Origin of the sequence: Streptomyces sp. NBC_00988, from assembly GCF_045162645.1 — a bacterium.
Taxonomy (GTDB): domain Bacteria; phylum Actinomycetota; class Actinomycetes; order Streptomycetales; family Streptomycetaceae; genus Streptomyces.
Genome location: NZ_CP108730.1, coordinates 4,808,900 through 4,833,846 on the forward strand (window position 1 = coordinate 4,808,900; position 24,947 = coordinate 4,833,846).

A 24,947-nucleotide genomic window follows, 5' to 3' on the forward strand; every position below is an offset into this window, starting at 1 on the left:
GTGAAGGGGGCGGGCGTCCGTGCGGGCGCCCGCCCCTTTCATGTCAGCCGGTCGGGCAGGTGGTGGTGCCGGGCCCGGTCAGCGCCTCGACGATCGCGTCCCGGTCCGTGGCGACCGCGTCGTCGCCGACGGCCCAGAGGGTCGCCGTGTCCGAACCCTTCGGGACCCCGACCAGCACGTGCTGCCCCTGGCGCGGCGCCGGTTGCATCCCCGCGGCCAGGACGACCGTGACGTCGGCCGGGCCGTGGGCGGGCCGGTAGGAGTGGGTGACGGCGAGCGTGATCCGTTTCCGGGGGTCGGAGCCCGGCCGCACCTCGGTCACGGTCCCCTCGACCAGGAGGCGGGAGCAGGCCACGTACAGCTCCGGGTCGGACAGTGCGCCCGTGGCCTCCGGCGCCTTGTCCTGCGCCGGGCCGGAGCCGGTCTTCGCCCCCTGGTCCGCGCTGCTGCTCGCCGCGCCGCCCGAGACCCCGTTGTTCGCGGCCAGCCAGGCGAGCCCGGTGATCATCGTGGCGACGACCGCCGTCGCGAGCGTGCCGTAGGCGAGGACACGCAGGGCGGGACGGCGGCGCCGGGCCGGGCGGGCCCTGGTGGGCACGGGTTCCGGCGCGGGCGCGGGGGGTGCCGACAGTGCCTCCCCGATGATCCCCAACTGCTCGCGCAGCAACGCCACTTCGGCTTTGGCGGCCCGGTGCTCGGCCATGAACCCGGCGTCCGTGTCCGCGCCCCGCGGCAACGGCTCGTCCGTGATCGCGGCCATCAGCGCGTCCACGCCGTCGTACTCGGCAGCCACGTCACACCACCTCGTCCTCGTGCAGGCGGTCGCGCAGGGCGCGGACCGCGGAGTGCAGCCGGCTCTTGACCGTGCCTTCCGGGATGCCGAGTTCCTCGGCGATCCCGCGCACGGGCAGGTCGGCGAAGAACCGCAGGACGAGGACCTGGCGGTGCTGGTCGGGCAGTTCGTCCAGGCCCTGCGCCACCGCCATGGACAGGACGCTCGTGTCCTCGCCGGAGGGGTGCTCCAGCTGGCGCAGGGAGGCCAGCCGCTCCCCCACCCGCTCCTGGCGGCGTTTGGCGCGGTGCCAGTCCATGGCGAGGTTCGAGGCGACGACCGCCGCCCACGCCGAGACGTCACGCGGCGCCTCGTCGCCCTTCGCCGCCCGCTCCAGCAGCCGCAGCCGTACCTGCTGGACACCGTCCGGCAGATCCGCCTGCGGCACCCCGCCGAGCGCGAGCACCGCCCGCACCCGCCGTTCCTGGGCCGCGTCCAGAGGATCGTCGTCCTCCTGGACCCGGCGGGCCTTTCTGCGCAGCACAAGCCACCCCCTCACCGCGTTTCCTCTACGACGCGGGAGCGGGCGGAAACGTTCGGCCGGGCGAGGAGGAGTTTTCCGCGGCGGCGGACGGAGGCCCGGAGGCGTGGAGGCGTGGAGGCATGGATCACACCGGCGGGCGGGACGGCTTGCGGTCCGGGGCCGGTGCGGGGCGGATTTCTCGCAGCGCGCGGAGCCGTCGCCGCAGGATCGGGCCGGGGGCGGTCAGGTGTCGCGTCCCACTCCTCGGGCCGGGCGGCGAAAGGATTGGACACACGGGCACGGGTGAGACGCATCATGGAAGCGCTGGACCACGTAGAACGCACGCAAAGGGAGTCGCCGTGAAGGTCGGAATCGTCGGAGCCACCGGTCAGGTCGGCACGGTCATGCGCAGGATCCTCGTGGAGCGGGACTTCCCCGTGACCGAGCTGCGTCTGTTCGCCTCGGCCCGTTCGGCGGGGACGGTCCTGGACGGCGTGACGGTGGAGGACGCGGCGACCGCGGACTACTCCGGGCTCGACATCGTGCTGTTCTCGGCGGGCGGCGCGACCTCGAAGGCGCTGGCCGAGAAGGTCGCCTCGCAGGGCGCGGTCGTCATCGACAACTCCTCCGCGTGGCGCAAGGACCCGCAGGTCCCGCTGGTCGTCTCGGAAGTGAACCCGCACGCGATCGTCGACCGTCCCAAGGGCATCATCGCCAACCCGAACTGCACGACGATGGCCGCGATGCCGGTGCTGAAGCCGTTGCACGCGGAGGCGGGGCTCGAAGCGCTGGTCGTCGCCACATACCAGGCGGTGTCGGGTTCCGGTCTTTCCGGTGTGGCCGAGCTGCACGGCCAGGCCCTGAAGGTCGTGGCGGACGCCGACAAGCTCACCCACGACGGTTCGGCGGTCGACTTCCCCGAGCCGCAGGTCTACAAGCGCCCCATCGCCTTCAACGTGCTCCCCCTCGCCGGGTCGATCGTCGACGACGGCCTGCACGAGACCGACGAGGAGCAGAAGCTCCGCAGCGAGTCCCGCAAGATCCTGGAGATCCCCGGGCTGAAGGTCTCCGGCACCTGCGTCCGCGTTCCGGTCTTCTCGGGCCACTCCCTCCAGGTCAACGCCCGTTTCGCCCGCCCCATCTCGGTCGAGCGCGCGACGGAGCTGCTCGGCGGCGCCCCGGGTGTCGCCCTGACCGACATCCCGACGCCCCTCCAGGCGGCCGGGCAGGACCCGTCCTACGTCGGCCGGATCCGCGCCGACGAGACGGTCGAGCACGGGCTCGCGCTGTTCATCTCCAACGACAACCTCCGCAAGGGCGCCGCGCTGAACGCGGTGCAGATCGCGGAGCTGGTGGCGGCGGAACTCAGGAGCTGACGGGCTTTCTTCGCCCCCGCCGCCCCTACCCGTCCCATCCTCCAGGGGCTCCGCCCCTTCGACCCCGACACGGGGGCCAGCCCCCGGACCCCCGCTCCTCAAACGCCGGAGGGGCTGAAATTTCAGGCCGAAGCGGGGGTCTGGGGGCGCAGCCCCCAGGTTGCTAGGCCCTGCGCACCTCGAAGAAGAAGCAGCCGTACTCCACCGCCCGGACGTGGACGAGAACCACGGACGGATCGGCGAACGCCCGGGCGAAGGCCTCGTCGTCGAGGGTGTCGACCAGCTCGCCGCCCAGGATGTGGCCCTCGGCCGAGTAGCGCCGGACCGTGCGGTGCGACCCCGCGAAGGGATATCCGGATCCCGCCGCAGGCCCCCCGCACTCCTCCGCGTGGATGAACACCGGCCCCTGCTCGTCGTACGCCCCCGGCTCGGCGCCTGTTTCCGCAGCCCAGCGGCGCAGCGGGGCGTACGAGACCAGGGCGATCCGCTCGCCGGGCTCGCTGCGGCGCAGGCAGCAGCGGAGCGGAGCGCCGCCCTCCTCATCTAGCGCGGGAACCATTCCGCGCCCCGCGTCGTCAGCAGAGCGCAGCTCCTTCAGGACCGTCGGGTCGACGGGTCGTGCCGTGTACGTCGTCATGAACCCAGGCTCGCGCTCGTCCGCCCCGCTCACCGGCGGGATACGGACATCGCGCTTCCCGCAGCTCCCGTGGAAGGATGGCGCAACCCACACATAACGAGGAGATGACCGCGTGCCTGGCACAAACCTGACTCGCGAAGAGGCGCAGCAGCGGGCAACGCTGCTCACCGTTGACTCGTACGAGATCGATCTCGACCTCTCCGGCGCGCAGGAGGGCGGGACCTACAGGTCCGCGACGACGGTGCGCTTCGATGTGACGGAGGGCGGCACCGAGTCCTTCATCGACCTGGTCGCCCCGGCCGTCCACGAGGTGACGCTGAACGGCGACCCGCTCGACCCCGACGAGGTCTTCAAGGACTCGCGGATCGCCCTGGCCGGGTTGTTGGAGGGGCCCAATGTTCTCAGGGTCGTCGCCGACTGCGCTTACACCAACACCGGTGAGGGGCTGCACCGGTTCGTCGACCCCGTCGACCAACAGGCCTACCTCTACACCCAGTTCGAGGTCCCGGACGCGCGAAGGGTCTTTGCCTCCTTCGAGCAGCCCGACCTCAAGGCCACCTTCCAGTTCACCGTGAAGGCGCCCTCCGGCTGGACCGTCATCTCCAACTCCCCGACGCCCGAACCTCGGGACGACACCTGGGTGTTCGAGCCGACGCCGCGCATCTCGACGTACATCACCGCGCTGATCGTCGGGCCGTACCACAGCGTCCACAGCGTGTACGAGAAGGACGGGCAGAGCGTGCCGCTGGGCATCTACTGCCGGCCCTCGCTCGCCGAGTTCCTCGACTCGGACGCGATCTTCGAGGTCACGCGGCAGGGATTCGACTGGTTCCAGGAGAAGTTCGCCTACGCGTACCCCTTCAAGAAGTACGACCAGTTGTTCGTCCCGGAGTTCAACGCGGGCGCGATGGAGAACGCGGGCGCGGTGACCATCCGCGACCAGTACGTGTTCCGGTCCAAGGTGACCGACGCCGCGTACGAGGTGCGCGCGGAGACCATCCTGCACGAGCTGGCCCACATGTGGTTCGGCGACCTCGTGACCATGGAGTGGTGGAACGACCTGTGGCTGAACGAGTCGTTCGCCACCTACACCTCCATCGCCTGCCAGGCGTACGCGCCCGACTCGCGCTGGCCGCACTCGTGGACCACGTTCGCCAACTCGATGAAGACGTGGGCGTACCGGCAGGACCAACTCCCGTCCACGCACCCGATCATGGCCGAGATCCGCGACCTGGACGACGTCCTCGTCAACTTCGACGGCATCACGTACGCCAAGGGCGCGAGCGTCCTGAAGCAGCTCGTCGCCTACGTCGGCATGGACGAGTTCTTCGCGGGCGTGCAGGCGTACTTCAAGCGCCACGCGTACGGCAACACCCGTCTGTCCGACCTACTCGGCGCGCTGGAGGAGACCTCCGGCCGTGACCTGAGCACCTGGTCGAAGGCGTGGCTGCAGACCGCCGGCATCAACATCCTGCGCCCGGAGATCGAGACGGACGCGGACGGTGTCATCACCGCCTTCGCGATCCGCCAGGAAGCCCCGGCCCTGCCCGCCGGAGCCAAGGGCGAGCCGACGCTCCGCCCGCACCGCATCGCCGTCGGCCTGTACGAACTCGACGAGGACACCGGCAAGTTGGTGCGCGACGAGCGCGTCGAGCTGGACGTGGACGGCGAACTCACCGCCGTACCGCAGCTGGTGGGCAAGCGCCGTCCGGACGTGGTGCTGCTCAACGACGACGACCTGTCGTACGCGAAGGTCCGCCTCGACGAGCAGTCCCTCGCGTTCGTCACCGAGCACCTCGGCGACTTCGAGTCCTCGCTGCCCCGCGCCCTGTGCTGGGCCTCGGCCTGGGACATGACGCGCGACGCCGAACTCGCCACCCGTGACTACCTGTCGCTCGTCCTGTCGGGCATCGGCAAGGAGTCCGACATCGGCGTCGTGCAGTCGCTCCAGCGGCAGGTGAAGCTGGCGATCGAGCTGTACGCCGACCCGGCCGCCCGCGAGGCCCTGCTCACCCGGTGGACGGACGCCACGCTGGCGCACCTGCGTTCCGCCGAGGCCGCGAGCGACCACCAGCTGGCGTGGGCCCGCGCGTTCGCGTCCACGGCCCGCACCCCGGAGCAACTCGACCTGCTGGACGCCCTGTTGGAGGGCACCCAGACGATCGAGGGCCTGGCCGTCGACACCGAGCTGCGCTGGTCGTTCGTCGAACGCCTCGCGTCCGTGGGCCGGTTCGACGAGTCGGAGATCGCCGGCGAGTACGAGCGCGACAAGACCGCCGCCGGTGAGCGCCACGCGGCGACCGCCCGTGCCGCCCGTCCGACCGAGGAGGCGAAGGCGGAGGCCTGGGCGCAGGTCGTCGAGTCCGACAAGCTTCCCAACGCCCTTCAGGAAGCCGTGATTTCGGGCTTCGTCCAGACCGACCAGCGCGAACTCCTGGCGCCGTACACGGAGAAGTACTTCGCCGCCGTCAAGGAGGCCTGGGACACCCGCTCGCACGAGATCGCCCAGCAGATCGCGGTCGGCCTCTACCCGTCGATCCAGGTCTCCCAGGACACCCTGGACCGCACGGACACCTGGCTGACGACCGCCGAGCCCAACGCGGCCCTGCGCCGCCTGGTCTCGGAGTCCCGCTCGGGCGTGGAACGCGCGCTCAAGGCCCAGGCCGCGGACGCGGCCGCTTCGTAGTCGGTTCTACGGCCATGAGGGGCGCCCGGCACGATGCCGGGCGCCCCTTCGCGTGTCCTCGACCCGCTCAGCCCGGGAACATCCCGCCGGTGACATTGACAAACGTGCCGGTGATGCTCGCCGCGTGGTCCGAGGCGAGGAACACGGCGGTCGCGGTGATCTCCGCGAGGGTGGGGTTGCGGCGGGTCATGCGCAGGCTCGACAGGTGGTCGAGGATGCCCTGGATCGCCGCCTCGTTGAGGTCGGGGTTGACCTTGCCGAGCTTCTCGACGGTGAGGGTCTCGGGGATGCCGGCGGCCCACAGTCCTACGGCGCGCACCCCGCGCGGGCCCAGCTCCATCGCCAGGTTGCGCACCAGGCTGTCGGTCGCCGCGTCGGCGGGACCGGTGCCGCCCATCATCGGACTGCCGTGCGCGGAACCGCTGTTGAGGGTGAGGACGACGCCGCTGCCCCGCTCGGCCATCCGGCGGGCGGCGGCGCGGGCGGTGATGAAGTTGGCGCGGGTGCCGTTGATCACCGGCGCCAGGAAGGCCTCGACGGGCATGTCGGTGATCGGCAGTCCCTGGACGTCGCCGCGCGAGACGAGGTTGAAGGACACGTCGATGTCGCCGACGCGGGCGAGGTGTTCCTCCACGGCCGTCTCGTCGAGGGCGTCGACGACGGCCACCTCGGCGTCCTTGATGTCACCTGCCACGGCCTCCAGCGTCTCCAGGGTGCGTCCCACGAGGTGGACGCGGGCTCCCTCGGCGGCGAAGGCGCGGGCGACCGCACCGCCGATCGAGCCGCCGGCGCCGTAGATGACCGCGGTCTTGTCGGTGAGCAGCATGGTGGTTCTCCTTGCGGGTCGTATGTCGTTCGAGTCGGTCATACAGACGCACGCGGGGCCCACCACTCATCGGTCACCCCTCGTCGGTCACAGACGCAGGGGCAGTCCGAAGGCCGGGAACAGGTGCGGTTCGAAGGAGGTGATCTCGATGATCCGGTCGTCGGCGTCGAAGCGGAGCACGTCGAGAACCTGGGCGCGGTAGACGGTCGTACCGGGCCTGCGGACGTAACCCCCGGCCGCCAGTTGCCCGTTGGCACGGGCAGGCAGGTGACGCCAATGGCCCAGGAACATGGGCGAGTTGGCGTCGAGGCTCACGCTCAGGAACTCCAGGAGCGCGTCGCGGCCGGTGAACCAGAACGGGTTCGGCGGCATGGTGAGGGTGACGTCCTCGCTGAGCAGGGCGGCGACCTCGGACAGGTCGAGTCGCTCGGCGGCGTCCATGTACCGCTTGACCAGGGTGCGTTGGCGCTCGGTGGGTTCGGCGGTCGTCCAGTCCGCGCGGCGGCCGGGCAGGCGGTCGCGCAGGGTGGGGCGGGCCCGTTGCAGCGCGCTGTTGACCGAGGCCACGGTCATGTCGAGCGCCCCGCCGGTCTCCACGGCGGTCAGCCCGAGCACGTCCCGCAGCACCAACACCGCGCGCTGGCGCGGCGGGAGATGCTGTACGGCGGCCAGGAAGACCAGTTCGAGGGTCTCGCGGGAGACCGCGGCGGCCTCCGGCTGCTCCTCGGCGGAGGGCAACTCGTCGTCGGGGTAGGGCTGTAGCCACGTGATACGGGCGGGCGGCTCCCCGCCGCCGTGGTTCATGCCGGGCAACGGTTCGTAGCGCTTGGGGCGGCGGGCCGTACGGCGCTGGAAGTCCAGGCAGGCGTTGGTGGCGATGCGGTACAGCCAGGTGCGGGCACCGGCCCGCCCCTCGAAGGTGTCCCGGGCCCGCCAGGCCCGCAGGAACGTCTCCTGCACCAGGTCCTCGGCGTCGTCGTACGACCCGGTCATGCGGTAGCAGTGGACCTGGATCTCACGGCGGTGGGACTCGACGAGGGCCGCGAAGTCGCCTTCGTCGACGGGGACTTGGGGAACGGCGGGGGCTTCCGTAACGGGTACGTGAGTGACGGGTTCCTGGGCGGTGTCCCGCGCCGTCCGTGCCACCCGCCTCAGCCGCGCGACGGACGACGACAGTTCCGTCACGCCGGAGTAGAAGACGGAAGGCGGCTGCGGCACCAGCTCCTCCACCTGCCGCCCGATCTCCTTGATCAGCCCGTCGACTCCGACCCCGCCACCGCCGCCCTGCCGCTCCCGGTAGGCCTTCTGTCGGCAGGCGGCGGAGCAGTACACGGAACGCCGGCCGGTACGGCCCGCCCGCGCGGTGAGCGGCTTGCCACAACTGGGGCAGGAGTCTTCGGCCACGAGCGCCTCCGGCGTTGCGTCACGAGTGTCGCCTCACGGCGTTGCGTCACGCCGTTCCCGCGTGACGCTACCTCCCGAACGAGAACGCGAGGCGTACGCGTACCGATCTGCCCGAACACCGTCGCCCCGAACGCCAGCGCCATCCCCGCCACCTGCACCGCCGTGAGCGCCTGCCCGAGCGCCGCCCAGCCGACGACGGCCGCCGTCAGCGGGGAGAGCGGGCCGAGGAGGGTGACCTGGGTCGCGGAGAGCCGGCCGATGCCGCGGAACCAGAGCCAGTACGCGATCGCCGTGTTGGCCAGCGCGAGGTACAGGTAACCGCCGACCGCCCGGCCGTCGAGCGCGGGCGGCGCCCCCTCGACCAGGAAGGCGACGGGGGCGATCAGCAGCCCGCCGGCGGTGAGTTGCCACCCGGTGAGGGCGAGCGGGCCGACGCCGTCGGGGCGGCCCCACCGCTTGGTCAGCACGGTGCCGGTGGACATCGAGGCGGTGGACGCGAGGGCCGCGAGCACGCCGACCGGGTCGAGCGCCCCGGCCGCCTTCAGTACGACGAGACTGACGCCGAAGGCCGCGACGGCGCCGGTGAGCACGCTTCGAGCCGTCGGCCGCTGCCCCAGCAGCACCGCCGAGAGGCCTACGACGATCAGCGGCCCGACCGATCCGACGACCGCCGCCATGCCACCCGGGAGCCGGTACGCCGACAGGAACAGCAGCGGGAAGAAGGCGCCGATGTTCAGCGCGCCGAGCACCGTCGCCTTCCACCACCAGGCGCCGCGCGGCAGCACCCGGGCGAGCGCGAGGAGCACGAGACCGGCGGGGAGGGCGCGCATCAGGCCGGTGAAGAGGGGGCGGTCGGGCGGGAGGAACTGGGTGGTGACGGCGTAGGTGGTGCCCCAGGAGACGGGGGCGAGGGCGGTGAGGGCTATGAGGGCGGGGCGGCTGGTGGTCGTCATGGGACGCACCCTTCAGGTAGGTCACTGCTAACTAGCTTAGTCGTAAGTTAGTTAGCGTCAAGCCACTGACCAGTGATCCGCTGACCGCTGATCCACTTTCTTGCGACCGACCTACTGACCGGCGGATACTCACCCCATGAACGACAAGGACCCCGTCGACGCGATCGTCGAGCAGTGGGCGACGGTGCGGCCCGACCTCGACACCGCCGCGATGGAGGTCTTCGGGCGGATCTTCCGGCTCGCCCGGGCCATGGGCGACCGCATGGAGAAGGCGTACGTACCGCACGGCATCTCGCGCGGCGAGTTCGACGTCCTCGCGACCCTGCGCCGGGCCGACGAGCCGTACACGCTCTCACCGCGCGAGCTCTCCGCGACCCTGATGCTCACCACCGGCGGCATGACCGGCCGCCTCGACAAACTGGAACGGGCCGGCCTGCTCCGCCGCTCCCCCGACCCGCACGACCGCCGGGGCCTCCAAGTCACCCTGACGGAGAAGGGGTTGGCGCTGATCGACGAGGCGGTCGGCTCAGGCCTCGCCACCCAGACGGCGGCCCTCTCCGGCCTCGACGCCGAGCAGGCCGCCCAACTGGCCGACCTGCTCCGGAAGTTGCTGACCTCGACCGAGCGGTAGCCGCTCCCGGCGGGTCCGTTCAGCCGACGAGCCGCTTCAGCGGCAGGCCCTTTCCGCCGACGTGCTCGGCAAGGGCCGCCTCGATCGCGGCCGGCTCGGCGGTGTCGGCGGCCCAGGCCACATAACCGTCGGGGCGCACCAGCAGCACCGTACGGCGGTCGCTCGCCCAGTGCTCCACGGCCAGCCGGTTGCGGCGGCCGCCCTGGACGGCGTAGGCCGTCGTGGCGTGGGTCTTCGGGGTGACGAGTACGAACCGGCCGCCGCGCAGCGCCTCGTAGAGGCGGCCGCCGTCGGCGAGGGTCACGTCCGGGGCGCGGGTGCCGGTCAGGCGGTGGGAGCCCCGGGGTGCGGCGTAGGCGTAGCCGATGCCGGTGATCTGGCTGTTCACCTTGGAGCGGACCGGGGCGAAGTTGTTGAGGAAGCCCATCAGGACCGCGCGCAGCGCCAGGGACCAGGGGCGCTTGACCATGGCGAGGCGGACGATGCCGCCGCTGCTGCGGAGGACGGCCTTGCCGACGGGGTGGCGTTCGGCCTGGTAGGTGTCGAGGAGTTCCGGGGTCGCGTGACCGTTGATCACCGCGGCCAGCTTCCAGCCGAGGTTGGCCGCGTCCTGGAGACCGGTGTTCATGCCCTGGCCGCCGGCCGGGGTGTGGACGTGGGCGGCGTCACCGGCGAGGAAGACCCGGCCGACCCGGTAGCTGGGTGCCTGGCGTTCGTCGCTCTTGAAGCGGGACATCCAGCGGGCGTCGTACATCCCGAAGTCACGACCGAGGGCGAGCCGGGTGATCTCCTTGACCTCGTCGAGGTCGAGGGGCTCACTGTCGGGGACGTCACGGCCGCGGTACCAGCCGATGATCCGGTAGTAGTCGTCGCCGAAGGGTGCGAGGAAGGCCCAGGCGTCGCCGGTGGCGTTGACGGTGAGGACCGTGTCCGGCTTCTCGGCGAGCCGCACGTCCGCGAGGACGACGGAACGGATCACCGACTGCCCGGGGAACGGCAGGTCGACCGCGTCCCGCACCGCGCTGCGCATCCCGTCGGCGCCGACGGCATACGCGGCCCGCAGCGACTCGGTCGCCCCGCCGGGCCCGCGGACGGCCACGGTCACACCGTCCGCGTCCTGCGACAGCCCGACCACCTCGGACTCGTACCGGAAGTCCACGCCCGCCTCGACCGCGCGCCGCAGCAGCGCCTTCTCCACCTCGTACTGCGGGAGGACGAGCAGGTGGTTGAAGCGGGAGGGGAGCGTGGTCAGGTCGACGTTGAGCCGGCCGAACAGGCGGAGCCGGTCGAGGGCCTGCCCCACCGCTTCCAACTCGTCGGCGAGGGCGCGGGCGTCGAGCTGTTCCAGGGTGCGGGCGTGCAGGACGAAGGCGCGGGACAGGTTGCTGACCTTCTGGGGGCGCTTCTCCAGCAGGGTGACCGGGACTCCGGCGGCGGCGAGGTCACCGGCCAGCAGAAGGCCGGTCGGGCCGGAGCCGACGACGATGACGGTGCGGTCGGGGTAGCTGGTGCCGTTCATGATGGCCTCCTGATGCCAACGCCTGTTGGTCCACGCACGTTGGCCAACGCTTGTAGGCCAACGCTCGTTGACAACGGTAGGACGCGACCCCTGGACTGTCAACACGTGTTGGCCTACACTTGTTGGCATGAACGGCAGCAACAGCAGAGGTACCGAAACAGTCGGCGGCGTTCGCCGCTCCGACGCCACCCGCAACGCCATCCTCGAAGCCGCCCGCGAACGCTTCGCCGCCGACGGTTATGAGCGGGCCACGATCCGCGCCATCGCCAAGGACGCGCGGATCGATCCGTCGATGGTGATGCGCTACTACGGCAACAAAGAGGGCCTGTTCGCGGCGGCCGTGTCCTTCGATCTGCGGCTGCCGGACCTGGGGACGGTGGCGCGGGCCGACATCGGCCGGGCGCTGGTGACGCACTTCCTCACCCTGTGGGAGGAGAACGAGGAGTTCACGGCCATGCTGCGGGTCGGCGCGACCAATCAGGCGGGGGCCGAGCGGATGCGGGACACCTTCCGGGAGCAGTTGCTCCCGACCGCTCGGCAGGCGTGTCCCGACCCCGAACAGGCACCGGCCCGCGCCGGCCTGGCCGCCTCACAGCTCCTCGGGCTGGCGCTCACGCGCTACGTCCTACGGCTCCCCCCGACCGTCGCGCTGGCCCGCGAGGAGATCGTGGCCTGGCTCGGCCCCACCCTGCAGCGCTATCTCACGGCACCGAGCCCGTGAGCTGACCCGCCGGGGAACCTGCCGCAGGACATGCCGAAGGCGCCCGCCTCACCGCTGTGGGTGATGCGGACGCCTTCCGGAAAAGGTGAGGTCAGACCTTGGCGTCGACGGCGGTGCCGGTCTTGCCGGACCTGGCCTTCGGCCCGCGGTCCTTGGACTTGTCCAGCGCCATGACCAGGCCCGCGATGACCGCGAACAGGGCGAGCGGGATCAGGACATAGAGCCCCAGCGTCTGGGCGACGCTCAGGCCGGGGCCCGGGTCGTCACCGTCGTCGCGGGTGAGCGCGAGCGCGGGGGACGTCATGAGCAGCATCATCAGCGTCGTACCGGCAGCCAGGGCGCCGGCGCGCAGGGCGTTCTTCTTGTCCACACCGCAAAAGTAGCGAACGCCCGAACGGGCCGCGCGCCCGGGGGTGCCGTATGGGGCGCACGCCCCTCACGGACCCCCTCCACCACCGTCCCCCGAACCCGCCTCCGTGTCCCCCGAACCCTCCCCCAAGCCCACCCGCAGCACATCCACCAGCGCGTGCAGCCGCGGCGACGCGGCCAGCTCCTCCAGCGTCACCGGCCGCCCGTCCGCATCGGCGATGGGCAGGCGCCAGTTCGGATACTGGTCCCACGTGCCGGGCAGGTTCTGCGGGCGCCGGTCGCCGACGGTGTCGGGCAGCCAGACGCCGATCATCCGGGCCGGGGTGCGGAGCAGGAAACGGTGGACGGCGTGGATCTCGGCCTCCTCCTCGGACGCGGGCCGCCCGCCGCCCTCGGCGTGTTCGTAGAGGCCGAGCCGGGACAGCAGCGCCAGCCACTCCCCCACGTCGGTGGCGGACTCGATCCGCTCCTCCTCCACCGGCCGGGTCAACAGGCCCAGCCGGTCGCGGAGTTCGACGTGTTCACCGGTGAGCCGGGCCGCGGTGGGCGGCAGGTCGTGGGTGGTCGCGGTGGCGAGGCAGTCGGCCCGCCACTTCTCGGGCGCGAGCGGACGCCCGTCGCCCTCCCAGTCCCGCTCGAACCACAGCACCGACGTGCCGAGCACCCCGCGCTCCTGCAAGGTCTCCCGCACACCCGGCTCTACGGTCCCGAGGTCCTCGCCGATCACCACCGACCCGGCGCGGGACGCCTCCAGCGCGAGGATCGCGAGCATGGCCTCCGCGTCGTAGCGGACGTAGGTGCCCTCGGTGGGGGGATGCCCCTGCGGGACCCACCAGAGGCGGAACAGGCCCATGACGTGGTCGATGCGCAGGGCGCCCGCGTAACGGAAGAGCGCGCGGAGCAGGCGGCGGTACGGGGCGTAGCCCGACTCGGCGAGGCGGTCGGGGCGCCACGGGGGCAGACCCCAGTCCTGGCCGAGGGAGTTGAAGGCGTCCGGGGGCGCTCCGACCGACATGCCGGCCGCGAAGTACCGCTGTTGGGCCCACGCGTCGGCACCGTCCGGGTGCACCCCGACCGCGAGGTCGTGCACGACCCCGATCGGCATGCCCGCGTCCCGCGCTGCCCTCTGGGCGGCGGTGAGCTGGTCGTCGGTGAGCCAGGCGAGGCGGCAGTGGAAGTCGACGCGGTCCATCAACTCGGCGCGGGCACGGGCGGTTTCGGGTGAGCGCGGGTCGCGCAGCCCGGCGGGCCACTCCCGCCAGTTCGAACCGTGCACCTCGGCGAGGGCGTACCAGGTGGCGTGGTCCTCCAGCGCCTCGCCCTCGCGGGCGAGGAAGTCGACGTAGGCGGCCCGTCGTCCGGGGCCGAGGGGGACCTCGCGGACGAGTTCCAGCGCCTCCCGCTTCAGCTCCCACACGGCGTCGCGGTCGATCAACGCGTCCTTCTCCAGGACGGATTCACGCAGTCGCGCGGCCTGTGAGAGGAGCCCGCGCAGCTTCTCCCGTCCCTCTTCCGCTTCCTCGGCGTACGCGAACTCGGGGATGTCCTCGACCCGCAGATACACCGGGTCGGGGAAGCGGCGCGAGGACGGCCGGTACGGCGACGGGTCGGTGGGCGCGCCGGGCACGGCCGCGTGCAAGGGGTTGACCTGGACGAACCCGGCCCCGAGCGATCGCCCGGCCCAGGCGGTGAGTTCACCCAGATCACCGAGGTCACCCATGCCCCAGGAGCGCCGGGAGAGGAGCGAGTACACCTGCACCATCAGCCCGTACGACCGTCCCGCGGGCGTGGGCAACCGGTCCGGGGCGATGACGAGTTGGGCCTCGGCGCTGCGGCCGTCCGGCACGGTGGCGGTCAAGTGGTGGACGCCGGGCGGGAGTTGCTCGGCGCTCGCCCGCACCTCGCCCTGCTCGGTCTCGATGTGCAGCACGGTGCCCTCGGGCAGCGCGTCGAGCGCGGCGGGCGTACCGCCGTACCGGCCCACGATCGTGGGCGGCAACAGCCGTTCGGCCAGCTCCTGTTGGCGGGCGGCGAGCGCCTCGGCGGTGGCCTGCGGGGTGCTCGCGTCGACGCCGAGGGCGGCCAGCGCGGCGACGACCGCGACGGCCGAGGCGGGGACCGCGTGGTCCGGGGAGGGGCTGTAGGCGGTGGCGACGCCGTGCAGTTCGGCGAGCCGGGACAGGTCCTCGCCGAGGGTGTCCGCCGGCCGGGGTGCGGTCATCTAGGGCCTCGTCGAGTCCGGGGCGGCGAAGGGGGCGGCCTCACTGGTGAGCGGCGCGTCCATGGTGGCGGACTCGCTGGTGAGCGGGGTGGCGTCGGCGAGCGGGGGCTCGCTGGTGAGGGGTTCGACGTCGGCCAGCGGCGGTTCGCTGGTCAGCGGGGTCTCGGCCCAGGCTCCCTCGGAGTCGACGAAGAACAGGTCGGGGGCGAGATCGGGTGCGAGGTCGGCGGCCGGCTCCGGGGTGCGTTTGGAGCGGGCCGGGCGCGGAAGCGATGCCGATGCTGCGGCCACGGGGGCCTCCTTGTCGGGTCGGGCGTGCGGGCGGGTCACCGCAGCCCTACCCAGTGGGCGCGACGGCAGACCTCCAGGTTGGGGTACGGGTGGCACCGCAGCCACTCCCGCACCCCACTCCCCGCCATTCTCCTACTGATCACTATTCACTCAGTACATGTACCTGGTGCATACTGAGCGCCATGAGCACCCGCCACATCCTGCTGGGCCTGCTCGCCTCGGGACCGAGCCACGGCTACGACCTCAAGCGACGCCACGACGAACGTTTCCCGCAGGCCCGCCCGCTGGCGTACGGGCAGGCCTACACGACCCTGCAGCGGCTGGTCCGGGACGGTCTCGCGGAGGTCGACGGCACCGGCTCGGACGGCGGCCCGGAGCGCACGGCGTACCGCTCGACGGCGGAGGGTTCGCGTGAACTCGCCCGCTGGGCAGGGGAGATCGCGCCGCCCGCGCCCTTCGTGACGAACGAGATCTTCGCCAAGGTCGTCGTCTCGATCCTGGCCGACGGCGACCCGGAGGCGTACCTGAGAGCCCAACGCGCCGCCCACATGGAGCGGATGAGGGAACTCACGGCGGTCAAGACCGCCAAGGGCTCCGACCTGGCGACCGTGCTCTCGGCGGACTACGCCCTCAACCACCTTGACGCGGACCTCCGTTGGATGGCGACGACGGCGGCCCGGCTGACCACTCTGACCGCGGAGGTCGACACAGCATGAGCGACAACGGGGGTACGACGGCGCCGCTGCTCGCGGCCCGAGACCTCGCCAAGACGCACGGCAGGACCCGGGCGCTGAGCGGCGCCTCGGCCGACCTGGGCGCCGGCGAGATCCTCGCCGTCACGGGGACCAGCGGCAGCGGCAAGTCCACCCTTCTCCACTGCCTGGCCGGGATCGTCCGCCCCGACGAGGGGACGGTGACGTACGCGGGGGAACGGCTGGACGAACTCCCCGAGAAGCGGCTCAGCGAGCTGCGGCGCACGGAGTTCGGTGTGGTCTTCCAGTTCGGCCAGCTGATACCCGAGCTGACGGCCGTCGACAACGTCGCGCTGCCACTGCTGCTCGCGGGCGCCTCGCGCACGGACGCCCGGGCGGCGGCCGGTGAGTGGCTGGAGCGGTTCGGGGTGCGCGGGCAGGGCGAGTCGCGGCCGGGCGAGCTGAGCGGCGGCCAGTCCCAACGGGTCGCGCTCGCCCGGGCGTTGGTCACCTCTCCGAAGGTCGTCTTCGCGGACGAACCGACGGGCGCGCTGGACTCCCTGGCGAGCGAGCAGGTGATGACGGCCCTGGTCGGCACGGCCCGCGAGTCCGGTACGGCGGTCCTGCTGATCACCCACGACGCGCAGGTCGCGGCGTACGCGGACCGCGAGATCCGGCTGATGGACGGGACCGTGGCGACGACGGGGGTGGCGGTATGAGCACGCTGCCCACGGATCTGCGGCTGGCCTGGCTGCTCACCCGAGGTTCGGACCGGCGGGAGTGGTGGCGGGTCGGGCTCACGGCGGTCGGGGCCGCGCTGGCGACGGGGATCGGCCTGGCCGTCGTAGCACTGCAGTCGCTGGACGGGTACCGGGCCGTGTCCTTCGGGTCGGGGCTGTTCGACTCCCCCAGCGACCGGCAGAACGTGAGTCTGGCCCTCGGGCTGCTCCTGATCCCGGTGCTCGGGTTCCTCGGGCAGTGCGCGCGGATCGGGGCGGTGCACCGGGACCGGCGGCTGGCCGCGCTGCGGCTGGCGGGGGCCGGGCCGTGGCAGGTGCGGCGGATCGCGGCGCTGGAGTCGGGGCTCGCGTGCCTGGCCGGCGCGGTGGTGGCGACGGCGGCCGTCGTACCGCTGCTGCCGTACGCGACGGCCTGGGCCAGGGTCGTCCTGGTCGCCGTGGGCGTTCCGGTGCTGGGGGCGGGCGTGAGCGCGGTGGCGTTGCGCCGGGTGGTGGCGGATCCGCTGGGCCGGGTGCGGCGGGTGCGGCCGGTGCGGGGGCCGGGGCGGCTGTTCGGTACGGCGGCCCGGCTGCTGGCGGTGACGGCGGTGGCGATCGCGCTGACCCCGGTCTTCGGCAGCCCCGTCTCGTTCGGGCTGGGCCCGGTGGCGGTGCTGGTCCTGGCCGTACTGATCAGCCTGATCGCGATCTGGCTCTCCGGGGCCTCGTCCCGCCAACTGGGTGAGGGCTTCGCGGCCGGCACCTCTCGCCCCGCCCTGTTGATCGCGGCGGAACGGATGCGCGAGGACCCCTGGTCGACCGCCCGCACGCACGCGGCGCTGCTGCTGGTGACGGTCGTGGGGTCGGGCTTCGCGGGCGTACGGCAGATCCTGCTCGCGGACCTGGACGAGAAGCGCCGCACGGGCCACCTGGCCGCGCGCATGAGCTACTACACGACCGGCATCGACCTCACGGCCGCCGCGATCCTCGTCGCCCTCGCGCTCGTCCTGACGGCCCTGGCCGTGGGCACCGCCGAGTCCCTCGCCGTCCGGCGCCGGGGCCTGGCCGCGCAGGCCGCGGCCGGGGTGCCGCACGCCGTACTGGCCCGCGCGCTCCTCCTGGAGACCGCGCTGCCGCTGCTCCCGGCGATCGCGGTGGCGGGCCTCGGCGGCACGGTGATCAGCGGCTGGTACGGCGCCGCCGTCTCCGCGCACACGGACGTGCCGTTGCCGTACGCGGCGCTGCTGGTGCCGGTCGGCGTGTACGCGGCCTGCGTGCTGGCGGCGGCCACGTCACTGCCGCTGCTGCGGCGGTCGGTGCGGCCGGGCGAGCTGCGGTACGCATGACGGTCCGCCCCGGCAGCACGGGGGGCTGCCGGGGCGGACGACTCCGTACCGCCGTACATGGGCGTACACAAAAGCCCGGATCGTCAGGCGGAGATGCCGTCGATCCGGGCCATCGCGTCCTCCGCGCCGTACGGCTGCAAGTACGGCAGCCAGCGCGGGTCCCTATGACCTGTCCCGATGATGCGCCAGGCCAGGCCGGTGGGTGGGGCGGGTTTGTGGCGCAGCCGCCAGCCGATCTCGAAGAGGTGTCGGTCGGCCTTCGTGTGGTTGCAGCGGCGGCAGGACGCCACCACGTTGTCCCAGGCGTGCTTGCCCCCGCGGCTGCGCGGAATGACATGGTCGACGCTGGTTGCGACGCCACCGCAGTACATGCACCGGCCCCCGTCGCGCGCGAACAGCGCCCGCCGGGTGAGAGGAACGGGCCCCCGATAGGGAACCCGTACGAATCGCTTGAGCCGGACCACGCTGGGTGCGGGGACTGTGACGGTTGCGCTGTGCATAAAGGCGCCGGATTCCTCAAGGGAGACAGCCTTGTTCTCCAGGACGAGGACGAGCGCGCGGCGGAGCGGTACGACGCCGAGTGGCTCGTACGACGCGTTGAGGACCAGGACATGCGGCACGGATGCCTCCTTGTGCGTCGGCGGCGCGTGGCTCGCGCCGGGACGATCTGTAGTCAGTCTCCCCTCATGCCTGGTGGAAGCGCCACCATGTCCCGGTAACGGGCTGGGAGTGTTTTCGACCACATGTGATGCGGGGCCGGGACGGGTGTGGGTCGGTCCCACCTGTTCATTCCCGGCTGAGCACAGCCTCTCCCCTGAACACGGCAACGATCCGCACACGATGCCCCGATAGTGTGGTGGGCCTGCCCCTACGGTGACCTATTCGTGACCTAGAACCGCGTGTACGACGACGTGTACGACCTTGACCGCAGCGCCGGGGGCGGGCCGCAGCACCTGGAGGTACCTGCCGTGTCCTTGTCCGCCGTCCTACTGGCCGCCGCTACGCCGTCGCCGTCCCCGAGCCCTTCGGAGACGGCGGTGACCGTGCCCTCGCTCCAGGACGCCCAGGAGAGCGCGACCAACGCCGCGAGCTGGGTGGAGCAGAACTGGTCCACATGGCTGGCGATAGGTCTCCGGGTGCTGCTGATCGTGGTGATCGCGGCGGTCCTGAGAATGACGGTGCGGCGGGCGATCACCAAGCTGATAGACCGGATGAACCGCACGGTCGAGTCGGTGGACGGCACGGCGCTGGGCGGCCTCCTGGTCAACGCGGAACGCCGCCGCCAGCGCTCCCAGGCGATCGGCTCGGTCCTCCGCTCGGTGGCATCGTTCGTGATCCTCGGCACAGCCGCACTGATGGTGCTGGCGACCTTCGAGATCAACCTCGCCCCGCTCCTGGCCTCCGCCGGTGTCGCGGGCGTGGCGATCGGTTTCGGTGCCCGCAACCTCGTCACGGACTTCCTCTCCGGCGTCTTCATGATCCTTGAGGACCAGTACGGCGTCGGCGACCAGATCGACGCGGGCGTCGCCTCCGGCGAGGTCATCGAGGTCGGCCTCCGCGTGACCAAGCTCCGCGGCGACAACGGCGAGATCTGGTACGTCCGCAACGGCGAGGTCAAACGCATCGGCAACCTGTCGCAGGGCTGGGCGACGGCGGGCGTCGACGTGACGGTGCGCGCGTCCGAGAACCTGGACCGGGTAAAGGCGACGCTCGACTCGGTCACGGAGAAGATGAGCAAGGAAGAGCCCTGGAACGAACTCCTCTGGGGCCCGATCGAGGTCCTCGGCCTGGACAGTGTGTTGATCGACTCGATGGTCGTCCGCCTCTCCGCCAAGACCATGCCGGGCAAGTCGGTGACCGTCGAGCGAGAGCTGCGGTGGCGGGTGAAGCGGGCCTTCGACGAGGCGAACATCCGCATCGTCGGGGGCGCGACGGCGGACCCGGTGGACGACGCGGCGGACCCGACGGAGGCGGTCGCGGCGCCGTCGGTCTACTCGAACTCGGATTCGCCTCAGGTGGCGGCTACTTCGCCTATTGCTTCGCAGCGGCCTACGGGGCGGTAGGCCTACGAGGGGTACGGCGGGGGTGTGGCGAGGCGTGCGGGTCGGGCGCGGGCGGAACGGTTCGGGCACGACCCGCTTCCTGGAGGACTGACGCCGAGACCACGGGTGCGCCTCAACTCCCCGTCCGCTCCGCCCCCGTAGCGAAGAACCGCCCCACATACTCGCCGGCAGGCAACCCGCTCTCCCGCATGAGCGAGAAGACCTCGGCACCCTCCCCCGGCTCGCCGAACATCCGGTACGCCTCGGCGAAGTCTGCGTACTCGACGCCGTCGAGGTCCGCGCAGTACTCGTGCGCCTCCAACTCCCCACGGCTGATCGCCTCGTCGAGCGAGGACGCCCGCCACAGGGTCAACCGCTCCTCGTAGACGCCGAGTTCACGATGCTGGAACACACACCGGACGCCGTACCAGGACTGCTCGCTCAACCGTTGCCTCCGGCGGTTTAAGGCACCCGTAAATCTACGAAATGCCTGCGTTCAGTGCTTCTGGCCGAACTCGATGTCAGCCAGAAGCACTGAACGCCTAAAACGGGAACGAGGGATCGGCTCGGCCGACCGTAATGCTCATGGTGAACTGTTCAGTTCCCGGATGGCTGGGTGACGACGATCCGCCAGATCACCGAATTGGCCGCTGAGAACTTCCACGCCAGTTCGTGCATCCTGGTGTGCGGTATCTCGGCGGTGAAAACGCCACTCCCGTCACCGCACTGAGACCCGATGAGGGACTTTCCAGCGGCGATTACGTTGAACTTGGAGGGACCGGCGCATGTCCACATCACCGTGATGTTTGAGGCTTTCCCCGCTGATGCCGGAAGCGTGACGCCGCCCGCACCATGCCCCGACCCCGTGTACAGCGTCTTCGACCCGACAGGGAGTGACGACTGGACCGGATCGGGAAGGCGGTCCGGGCTCGTCGGGGTCTGCGCCGGAGAGGGGGTCGCATCGGACCCCGTCGTCGCTTTCGCCGGTGACGACGTCGACCCGTGGGTGGCGGTCGCCTGGGAGTGAGAACCGCCGGAACAGGCCGACACCAGGGCCAGGGCCGACAGAGACGCGGCCAGCAGAGAGCGCTTCATCAGATCGTCCTCAACTCACGAATGGGCGATGTAGGGCGAGGGCGCCGGGAGCTTCGCGGTCCCGTGGTTCGAAACGATCCACTTGCAGCCGCCATTGCAAGAACCGCGCTCCCAGTTGAAGGAGTATCCCTTCGAACCAAGGGCAAGCCATCCATCCGCCTGGTTCGCCGGAACTTTCCACGCCCCACCGAGGGTGACGGTGGTGGTCTTGGCGTAGGAGATCGAGCCGCTGATGGTCTCCTCGGCGGACGCGAAGAGGATCCCCTCGCTGAACTTGGCCGCATACGTGACGGTGCCGGTCCAGGTGTGGCCCTTGGCCACCGAGACCGAGACCGAGAGCAAAATGCCGGACTGTCCATAGACGGTCTTGGTCTTGTCACCGACGAACGTGCTCTTGACCTTGGAGAAGGAGAAGCCCGGGTCGGCCGGGCAGCCGTCCGGGTGGACCGAAGCGTCAGCATCGGCGTCGGCCGGCGCCTGACGAACGGCTTCGACTTCGTGAAGTCCAGCTACAGCAGTGGAAGCGGCGAGTGCGTCGAGGTCGCCCGCAACATCCCCGGCACCATAGCCATCCGCGACTCCAAGTCCCCCACCGGCCCACCACTCCACCTGACCCCCACCACCTGGACGAGGTTCATCGCAACCCTGCGCTGACCAACTCCCGGATAGATCAGGTGAGTTGAGGTCTACGACACCCGCGCCTCCCCCTCGCCCTCCATCAGCCCCAACCCTCCAGCCACCTGACACAACGCCACAAAGGACGCCCCCCTCCGCAACCCCGAAGACCCCGTATGGGCCGCCCCCGCCCGTAGGTCGAGCAGGACCGTCCCCGACACCTCATCGAAGGCGATCGAACCCCAGACCGTGCGACTACGCCGGCCCGGGCGCCAGTGGAACCAGATCTCCTCGCGCCCCTTCTCCGCCGTGACGGCAGCCCGGTTCGACGCCTTCAGCTCCGCGCGCATCCGGTCCGACCAGCCCACCGAGGGCCGTAGCACCCGGAGTTGGCGGGTCTGGCGGGCGGCGAGGGCGTCCGGGGTGAGGGTGATGCCCGACCTGCGCGCCCGGTGTCGTAGCGACAGCCATGCCACGGCCGCCCATACGACGCTCGCGGCGGCCCATGTCGCGGCCAGTTCGCCCGCCGCACTCCAGGCGAGGCCGCCCCGGTCCCAGAGTTCGAAGCCGACCCGGATCACCACGGGTACGGCGACCGCGCACGCCGCCTCCCGCCAGCACCCCACCAACACCCTCACGCCCGCACCCCGTTCCCTGGATCCCCCTGCCCCGCAAACGCCGCTGATCAAAAGTCAAAAGCCTGTGAGGGGGCTGGCAGGACAGGCCGGCCCACATCACGAATCGGCCTCGGGGGCGGAGCCGTAGCGGCCGAAAAGCGCTCAACAGGGCTCGCAATTGCGGCAGATCGGGGGAATCTCCGCCACCCGCCCCCACCTGCGGCTTTGCCCATCGTGACGAACCCGTGATGCGATCACCTTCACAGCTTTTCCCCATATTCAACGCACTCCCCGCACGCCTAAGGTCACCCCACGACGGGGCCCTTGTTCTGGAGCGCAATGCCCAGGGGTCCGTTTCGAATGTGGGGACAAGAATGAGAAAACTCGCCATCGGCGCCGCCCTGACCGGTGCCCTGGCCCTGACCGGGCTGGCCGCGCCGCTCGCGCAGGCCGCTACGCCGGCTCTGGTCTTCAGCGGGGTGACGGTCAACAAGGGGAAGGCGATCGTCGTAGGGACGACCGCGACGGTGAAGGTGCCCGTCACGTACACGCTGACGCGGCCGTCCGACGTGACGATCGACAACAAGACGACGTTCGCCGGGATCATGCTCTACCGCGGCGGACTCTCGGACTCCGACAACGAGCTCGACGCCGGCATGTCTCCGACCTGCACGACGACCGCGACGACGGACACCACGGTCACCGAGGCCTGCTCCGACACGATCACGATCGACCCCGGGGACAGCCTGTACGAGACGGCCGACGCGACCACCTGGAACGTCGCCGGCATCTACGCCCACATCGACGCCGACCTGGACGACTCGGACGACCAGATCAGCTACTCCACCGACTTCGCCGCCTGGGGCAACAAGGGCAAGGTCAAGATCCAGCGCGCCGCCAAGCTCACCGCCAACGCCTCCCCGGAGCCGGTGAAGAAGGGCAAGACCATCACGGTCACGGGCAAGCTGACCCGGGCCGACTGGGAGCGCGGTACGTACACCGGTTACGTGTCGCAGCCCGCCAAGTTGCAGTTCCGGGCGAAGAGTTCGAGCACCTACACCACCGTCAAGACGGTCACCACCGGGACGAGCGGTGCCCTGACGACGACCGTGAAGGCCGCGCAGGACGGTTACTTCCGCTACGTCTTCGCCGGCACCTCCACCACCGGCGCGGCCACCGCCGCCGGTGACTTCATCGACGTGAAGTAGCAGACCCGGCGAGACGCCGGGCAACACCAGCACCTCCCACCGCCCCCGCAGGTAACGAGTCTGTTGCCTCGGGGGCGGTGTCTATTGACGCCCCCTTCGCCCCGGGCTTACGTTCCTCCCACCCAATTGGAAACTTTCCTAACAGTGATCACGTGACACGCTGTGTGGTTCGGGAGTTCGAAAGGCAGGTGGCGTAAGACATGGCAGGAACCTCCGGTACCCCGGGCACCGGCACCCCGGGCACTCCCCGCGTCCTGCGCGCCATGAACGACCGCGCCGCCCTCGACCTCCTCCTGGAGCACGGCCCGCTCTCCCGCACCCGGATCGGCAAGCTCACCGGCCTCTCCAAGCCGACCGCCTCCCAGCTGCTGGCCCGGCTGGAAGCGGCGGGGCTCGTGCTCGCCACCGGGACGAGCGAGGGGCGGCCCGGCCCCAACGCCCAGCTGTACGTGGTCAATCCGGGCGCCGCGTACGCCGCCGGGCTCGACGTCACGCCGGAGCGCATCCGCGCCGCCGTCGCCGACGTCACCGGTCGGACGGTGGGGGAATTCGAGCTCGCCACTCCTGGCCGGCGGCCCGCCCAGCCCGTCGTACGGCAGGTCACCGACGCCCTCGACGGGGCCGTGAAGGCCGCCGGGCTCGCCCGGGACGACGTCCACCGGCTCGTCATCGGTACCCCCGGCGCCTTCGACCCCAACACCGGCCGGCTGCGCTACGCCTCGCACCTGCCGGGCTGGCACTCCCCCGCGCTGCTCGACGAACTCGCCGCCGCGCTGCCGATGCCGGTGGAGTACGAGAACGACGTCAACCTCGTCGCCATCGCCGAGCAGCGGCTCGGCGCGGCCCGCGGGCACGGCGACTTCGTGCTGCTGTGGAACGAGGGCGGTCTCGGCGCCGCCCTGGTCCTCGGCGGCCGGCTGCACCGCGGCTGGACCGGCGGCGCGGGCGAGGTCGGCTTCCTGCCGGTGCCGGGCGCGCCCCTGGTCCGCCAGGTGACCAAGGCCAACAGCGGTGGTTACCAGGCCCTGGCCGGTTCGCAGGCCCTGCCCGGGCTCGCCCGCGAACTCGGCATCACCGAGATCCCGACGGGTCCGTACGCCGAGGTCGCCGCCGCCCTCGTCGCCACCGCCGCCGACCACACCAGCGGGCCCCAGCGGCGGCTCCTGGAGATCTACGCGACCCACCTCGCGACCGGTCTCGCCTCGCTCGTCTCCGTACTCGACCCCGAACTCGTCGTCCTCAGCGGTGGCTCGCTGGCCGCGGGCGGCGAACCTCTCCGTGCCCTCGTCCAGGCCGAGTTGGAGGAGCTGGCGGCATCGCGGCCCCGGCTCGTCGTCGGCGACGTCCATGAACACCCCGTGCTGCGCGGCGCGTTGGAGAGCGCGCTGGCAACCACCCGCGACGAGGTCTTCGACACCTCGCGCTGATCCCACGCCCCGACCAGCCAACTCCGGCTTCCCCGGACCGACTTCGACCTACCCGGCTTCCCTGACCGGCTTCCCTGACCGGCCTCCCTGAACCGACTGACCAACCGGCTTCCTCAGACCGACCCCGGCCCACCCGCACCACCACCCTGCACCCCCCGGACCGACTCCGATCCGCCTGGCTCCTCGGACCGACTCCGACCCACCCGCACCACCCGCACCGCCTCGCCCGACCCGGCCCCTCCGGACCGGCCCCGCCC

Annotated in this window: 25 protein-coding genes; 11 read left to right on the forward strand and 14 right to left on the reverse strand. The window is 71.3% G+C overall.

Annotated elements, in window-relative coordinates; genetic code table 11:
* Nucleotides 1–43: 43 nt before the first annotated feature.
* The gene (locus OG496_RS21860; protein WP_405972079.1) at nucleotides 44–793 is read right to left on the reverse strand and encodes a hypothetical protein; all 750 of its coding nucleotides are present in this window, start codon (nucleotides 791–793) and stop codon (nucleotides 44–46) included.
* 1 nt (nucleotide 794) lies between these two features.
* A complete protein-coding gene (locus OG496_RS21865; RefSeq protein WP_366491365.1) occupies nucleotides 795–1,316 on the reverse strand; it encodes a sigma-70 family RNA polymerase sigma factor in 522 nt (173 codons plus the stop codon).
* Between the two features lie 338 nt (nucleotides 1,317–1,654).
* Here OG496_RS21865 and OG496_RS21870 point away from each other — a divergent pair, with 338 nt between their 5' ends.
* Nucleotides 1,655–2,671 (forward strand): aspartate-semialdehyde dehydrogenase, encoded by a 1,017-nt coding sequence (locus tag OG496_RS21870; RefSeq protein WP_399391651.1) that lies wholly within the window; start codon nucleotides 1,655–1,657, stop codon nucleotides 2,669–2,671.
* 163 nt (nucleotides 2,672–2,834) lie between these two features.
* On the opposite strand, the gene OG496_RS21875 is transcribed toward OG496_RS21870, so the two are convergent.
* Complete coding sequence (locus tag OG496_RS21875) at nucleotides 2,835–3,308, reverse strand: DUF1203 domain-containing protein (protein WP_405972080.1); 474 nt, start codon at nucleotides 3,306–3,308, stop codon at nucleotides 2,835–2,837.
* A gap of 112 nt (nucleotides 3,309–3,420) precedes the next feature.
* On the opposite strand from OG496_RS21875, the gene pepN reads away from it, so the two are divergent.
* A complete protein-coding gene (gene pepN, locus OG496_RS21880) occupies nucleotides 3,421–5,994 on the forward strand; it encodes an aminopeptidase N (protein WP_405972081.1) in 2,574 nt (857 codons plus the stop codon).
* 67 nt (nucleotides 5,995–6,061) lie between these two features.
* Here the strand turns inward: pepN and OG496_RS21885 are convergent, their stop codons facing one another.
* The 3 genes from OG496_RS21885 to OG496_RS21895 all read right to left on the reverse strand — a co-directional run bounded on the left by OG496_RS21885 (nucleotide 6,062) and on the right by OG496_RS21895 (nucleotide 9,177).
* A complete protein-coding gene (locus OG496_RS21885; RefSeq protein ID WP_405972082.1) occupies nucleotides 6,062–6,820 on the reverse strand; it encodes an SDR family NAD(P)-dependent oxidoreductase in 759 nt (252 codons plus the stop codon).
* An 87-nt stretch (nucleotides 6,821–6,907) separates the two neighbouring features.
* Nucleotides 6,908–8,152: a sigma-70 family RNA polymerase sigma factor gene (locus OG496_RS21890; RefSeq protein ID WP_405976674.1), complete on the reverse strand. Its 1,245-nt coding sequence runs from the start codon at nucleotides 8,150–8,152 to the stop codon at nucleotides 6,908–6,910.
* Nucleotides 8,071–9,177, reverse strand: a complete 1,107-nt coding sequence (locus tag OG496_RS21895) for an EamA family transporter (protein ID WP_405972083.1) — start codon at nucleotides 9,175–9,177, stop codon at nucleotides 8,071–8,073. Before OG496_RS21895 ends, OG496_RS21890 begins: the two co-directional genes overlap by 82 nt.
* A gap of 136 nt (nucleotides 9,178–9,313) precedes the next feature.
* On the opposite strand from OG496_RS21895, the gene OG496_RS21900 reads away from it, so the two are divergent.
* Complete coding sequence (locus tag OG496_RS21900; protein WP_393755649.1) at nucleotides 9,314–9,808, forward strand: MarR family winged helix-turn-helix transcriptional regulator; 495 nt, start codon at nucleotides 9,314–9,316, stop codon at nucleotides 9,806–9,808.
* Nucleotides 9,809–9,827: 19 nt separating this feature from the next.
* Here OG496_RS21900 and OG496_RS21905 read toward each other — a convergent pair whose 3' ends face one another.
* Complete coding sequence (locus tag OG496_RS21905; protein ID WP_405972084.1) at nucleotides 9,828–11,327, reverse strand: FAD-dependent monooxygenase; 1,500 nt, start codon at nucleotides 11,325–11,327, stop codon at nucleotides 9,828–9,830.
* Nucleotides 11,328–11,454: 127 nt separating this feature from the next.
* Between OG496_RS21905 and OG496_RS21910 the strand changes: the two genes are divergently transcribed.
* Nucleotides 11,455–12,048, forward strand: coding sequence for a TetR family transcriptional regulator (locus tag OG496_RS21910; RefSeq protein ID WP_366490790.1), 594 nt, complete (start codon nucleotides 11,455–11,457; stop codon nucleotides 12,046–12,048).
* A gap of 91 nt (nucleotides 12,049–12,139) precedes the next feature.
* Here the strand turns inward: OG496_RS21910 and OG496_RS21915 are convergent, their stop codons facing one another.
* From OG496_RS21915 to OG496_RS21925, 3 genes are all read right to left on the reverse strand, one after another.
* On the reverse strand, nucleotides 12,140–12,418 hold the full coding sequence (locus OG496_RS21915; protein WP_405972085.1) for a hypothetical protein: 279 nt from the start codon (nucleotides 12,416–12,418) through the stop codon (nucleotides 12,140–12,142).
* 66 nt (nucleotides 12,419–12,484) lie between these two features.
* On the reverse strand, nucleotides 12,485–14,638 hold the full coding sequence (gene malQ / locus OG496_RS21920) for a 4-alpha-glucanotransferase (protein WP_405972086.1): 2,154 nt from the start codon (nucleotides 14,636–14,638) through the stop codon (nucleotides 12,485–12,487).
* Nucleotides 14,639–14,929, reverse strand: a complete 291-nt coding sequence (locus tag OG496_RS21925) for a hypothetical protein (RefSeq protein ID WP_405972087.1) — start codon at nucleotides 14,927–14,929, stop codon at nucleotides 14,639–14,641.
* 182 nt (nucleotides 14,930–15,111) lie between these two features.
* On the opposite strand from OG496_RS21925, the gene OG496_RS21930 reads away from it, so the two are divergent.
* From OG496_RS21930 to OG496_RS21940, 3 genes are read left to right on the forward strand one after another with little or no spacing between them, the layout of a single operon-like run.
* Nucleotides 15,112–15,645: a PadR family transcriptional regulator gene (locus tag OG496_RS21930; RefSeq protein ID WP_405972088.1), complete on the forward strand. Its 534-nt coding sequence runs from the start codon at nucleotides 15,112–15,114 to the stop codon at nucleotides 15,643–15,645.
* The gene (locus tag OG496_RS21935) at nucleotides 15,642–16,340 is read left to right on the forward strand and encodes an ABC transporter ATP-binding protein (protein ID WP_405972089.1); all 699 of its coding nucleotides are present in this window, start codon (nucleotides 15,642–15,644) and stop codon (nucleotides 16,338–16,340) included. The genes OG496_RS21930 and OG496_RS21935 overlap by 4 nt, the downstream gene beginning before the upstream one ends.
* On the forward strand, nucleotides 16,337–17,686 hold the full coding sequence (locus tag OG496_RS21940; RefSeq protein ID WP_405972090.1) for an ABC transporter permease: 1,350 nt from the start codon (nucleotides 16,337–16,339) through the stop codon (nucleotides 17,684–17,686). The genes OG496_RS21935 and OG496_RS21940 overlap by 4 nt, the downstream gene beginning before the upstream one ends.
* A gap of 83 nt (nucleotides 17,687–17,769) precedes the next feature.
* Here OG496_RS21940 and OG496_RS21945 read toward each other — a convergent pair whose 3' ends face one another.
* Complete coding sequence (locus OG496_RS21945; RefSeq protein WP_033284586.1) at nucleotides 17,770–18,306, reverse strand: HNH endonuclease; 537 nt, start codon at nucleotides 18,304–18,306, stop codon at nucleotides 17,770–17,772.
* A gap of 348 nt (nucleotides 18,307–18,654) precedes the next feature.
* Between OG496_RS21945 and OG496_RS21950 the strand changes: the two genes are divergently transcribed.
* Nucleotides 18,655–19,749, forward strand: a complete 1,095-nt coding sequence (locus tag OG496_RS21950; RefSeq protein ID WP_366491364.1) for a mechanosensitive ion channel family protein — start codon at nucleotides 18,655–18,657, stop codon at nucleotides 19,747–19,749.
* A 112-nt stretch (nucleotides 19,750–19,861) separates the two neighbouring features.
* Here OG496_RS21950 and OG496_RS21955 read toward each other — a convergent pair whose 3' ends face one another.
* Together OG496_RS21955 and OG496_RS21960 are read right to left on the reverse strand one after the other, a co-directional pair.
* Nucleotides 19,862–20,173 (reverse strand): hypothetical protein, encoded by a 312-nt coding sequence (locus OG496_RS21955; protein WP_405972091.1) that lies wholly within the window; start codon nucleotides 20,171–20,173, stop codon nucleotides 19,862–19,864.
* 665 nt (nucleotides 20,174–20,838) lie between these two features.
* Nucleotides 20,839–21,165 (reverse strand): hypothetical protein, encoded by a 327-nt coding sequence (locus OG496_RS21960; RefSeq protein ID WP_405972092.1) that lies wholly within the window; start codon nucleotides 21,163–21,165, stop codon nucleotides 20,839–20,841.
* Between the two features lie 156 nt (nucleotides 21,166–21,321).
* Between OG496_RS21960 and OG496_RS21965 the strand changes: the two genes are divergently transcribed.
* Nucleotides 21,322–21,477, forward strand: coding sequence for a DUF397 domain-containing protein (locus OG496_RS21965; RefSeq protein ID WP_405976675.1), 156 nt, complete (start codon nucleotides 21,322–21,324; stop codon nucleotides 21,475–21,477).
* A 32-nt stretch (nucleotides 21,478–21,509) separates the two neighbouring features.
* Here OG496_RS21965 and OG496_RS21970 read toward each other — a convergent pair whose 3' ends face one another.
* On the reverse strand, nucleotides 21,510–22,076 hold the full coding sequence (locus OG496_RS21970; protein ID WP_405972093.1) for a hypothetical protein: 567 nt from the start codon (nucleotides 22,074–22,076) through the stop codon (nucleotides 21,510–21,512).
* A 353-nt stretch (nucleotides 22,077–22,429) separates the two neighbouring features.
* Here OG496_RS21970 and OG496_RS21975 point away from each other — a divergent pair, with 353 nt between their 5' ends.
* On the forward strand, nucleotides 22,430–23,263 hold the full coding sequence (locus OG496_RS21975; protein WP_405972094.1) for a hypothetical protein: 834 nt from the start codon (nucleotides 22,430–22,432) through the stop codon (nucleotides 23,261–23,263).
* Nucleotides 23,264–23,463: 200 nt separating this feature from the next.
* On the forward strand, nucleotides 23,464–24,690 hold the full coding sequence (locus OG496_RS21980) for an ROK family transcriptional regulator (RefSeq protein ID WP_405972095.1): 1,227 nt from the start codon (nucleotides 23,464–23,466) through the stop codon (nucleotides 24,688–24,690).
* Nucleotides 24,691–24,947 lie beyond the last annotated feature (257 nt).

What these genes read in the sequence shown, in the direction of transcription:
- OG496_RS21875 (WP_405972080.1), bottom strand. Translation starts at nt 3,308, where the DNA reads ATGACGACGTACACGGCACGACCCGTCGACCCGACGGTCCTGAAGGAG.
- OG496_RS21900 (WP_393755649.1), top strand. Translation starts at nt 9,314, where the DNA reads ATGAACGACAAGGACCCCGTCGACGCGATCGTCGAGCAGTGGGCGACG.
- OG496_RS21905 (WP_405972084.1), bottom strand. Translation starts at nt 11,327, where the DNA reads ATGAACGGCACCAGCTACCCCGACCGCACCGTCATCGTCGTCGGCTCC.
- OG496_RS21885 (WP_405972082.1), bottom strand. Translation starts at nt 6,820, where the DNA reads ATGCTGCTCACCGACAAGACCGCGGTCATCTACGGCGCCGGCGGCTCG.
- OG496_RS21940 (WP_405972090.1), top strand. Translation starts at nt 16,337, where the DNA reads ATGAGCACGCTGCCCACGGATCTGCGGCTGGCCTGGCTGCTCACCCGA.
- OG496_RS21895 (WP_405972083.1), bottom strand. Translation starts at nt 9,177, where the DNA reads ATGACGACCACCAGCCGCCCCGCCCTCATAGCCCTCACCGCCCTCGCC.
- OG496_RS21975 (WP_405972094.1), top strand. Translation starts at nt 22,430, where the DNA reads ATGAGAAAACTCGCCATCGGCGCCGCCCTGACCGGTGCCCTGGCCCTG.
- OG496_RS21930 (WP_405972088.1), top strand. Translation starts at nt 15,112, where the DNA reads ATGAGCACCCGCCACATCCTGCTGGGCCTGCTCGCCTCGGGACCGAGC.
- OG496_RS21980 (WP_405972095.1), top strand. Translation starts at nt 23,464, where the DNA reads ATGGCAGGAACCTCCGGTACCCCGGGCACCGGCACCCCGGGCACTCCC.
- OG496_RS21910 (WP_366490790.1), top strand. Translation starts at nt 11,455, where the DNA reads ATGAACGGCAGCAACAGCAGAGGTACCGAAACAGTCGGCGGCGTTCGC.
- malQ (WP_405972086.1), bottom strand. Translation starts at nt 14,638, where the DNA reads ATGACCGCACCCCGGCCGGCGGACACCCTCGGCGAGGACCTGTCCCGG.
- OG496_RS21935 (WP_405972089.1), top strand. Translation starts at nt 15,642, where the DNA reads ATGAGCGACAACGGGGGTACGACGGCGCCGCTGCTCGCGGCCCGAGAC.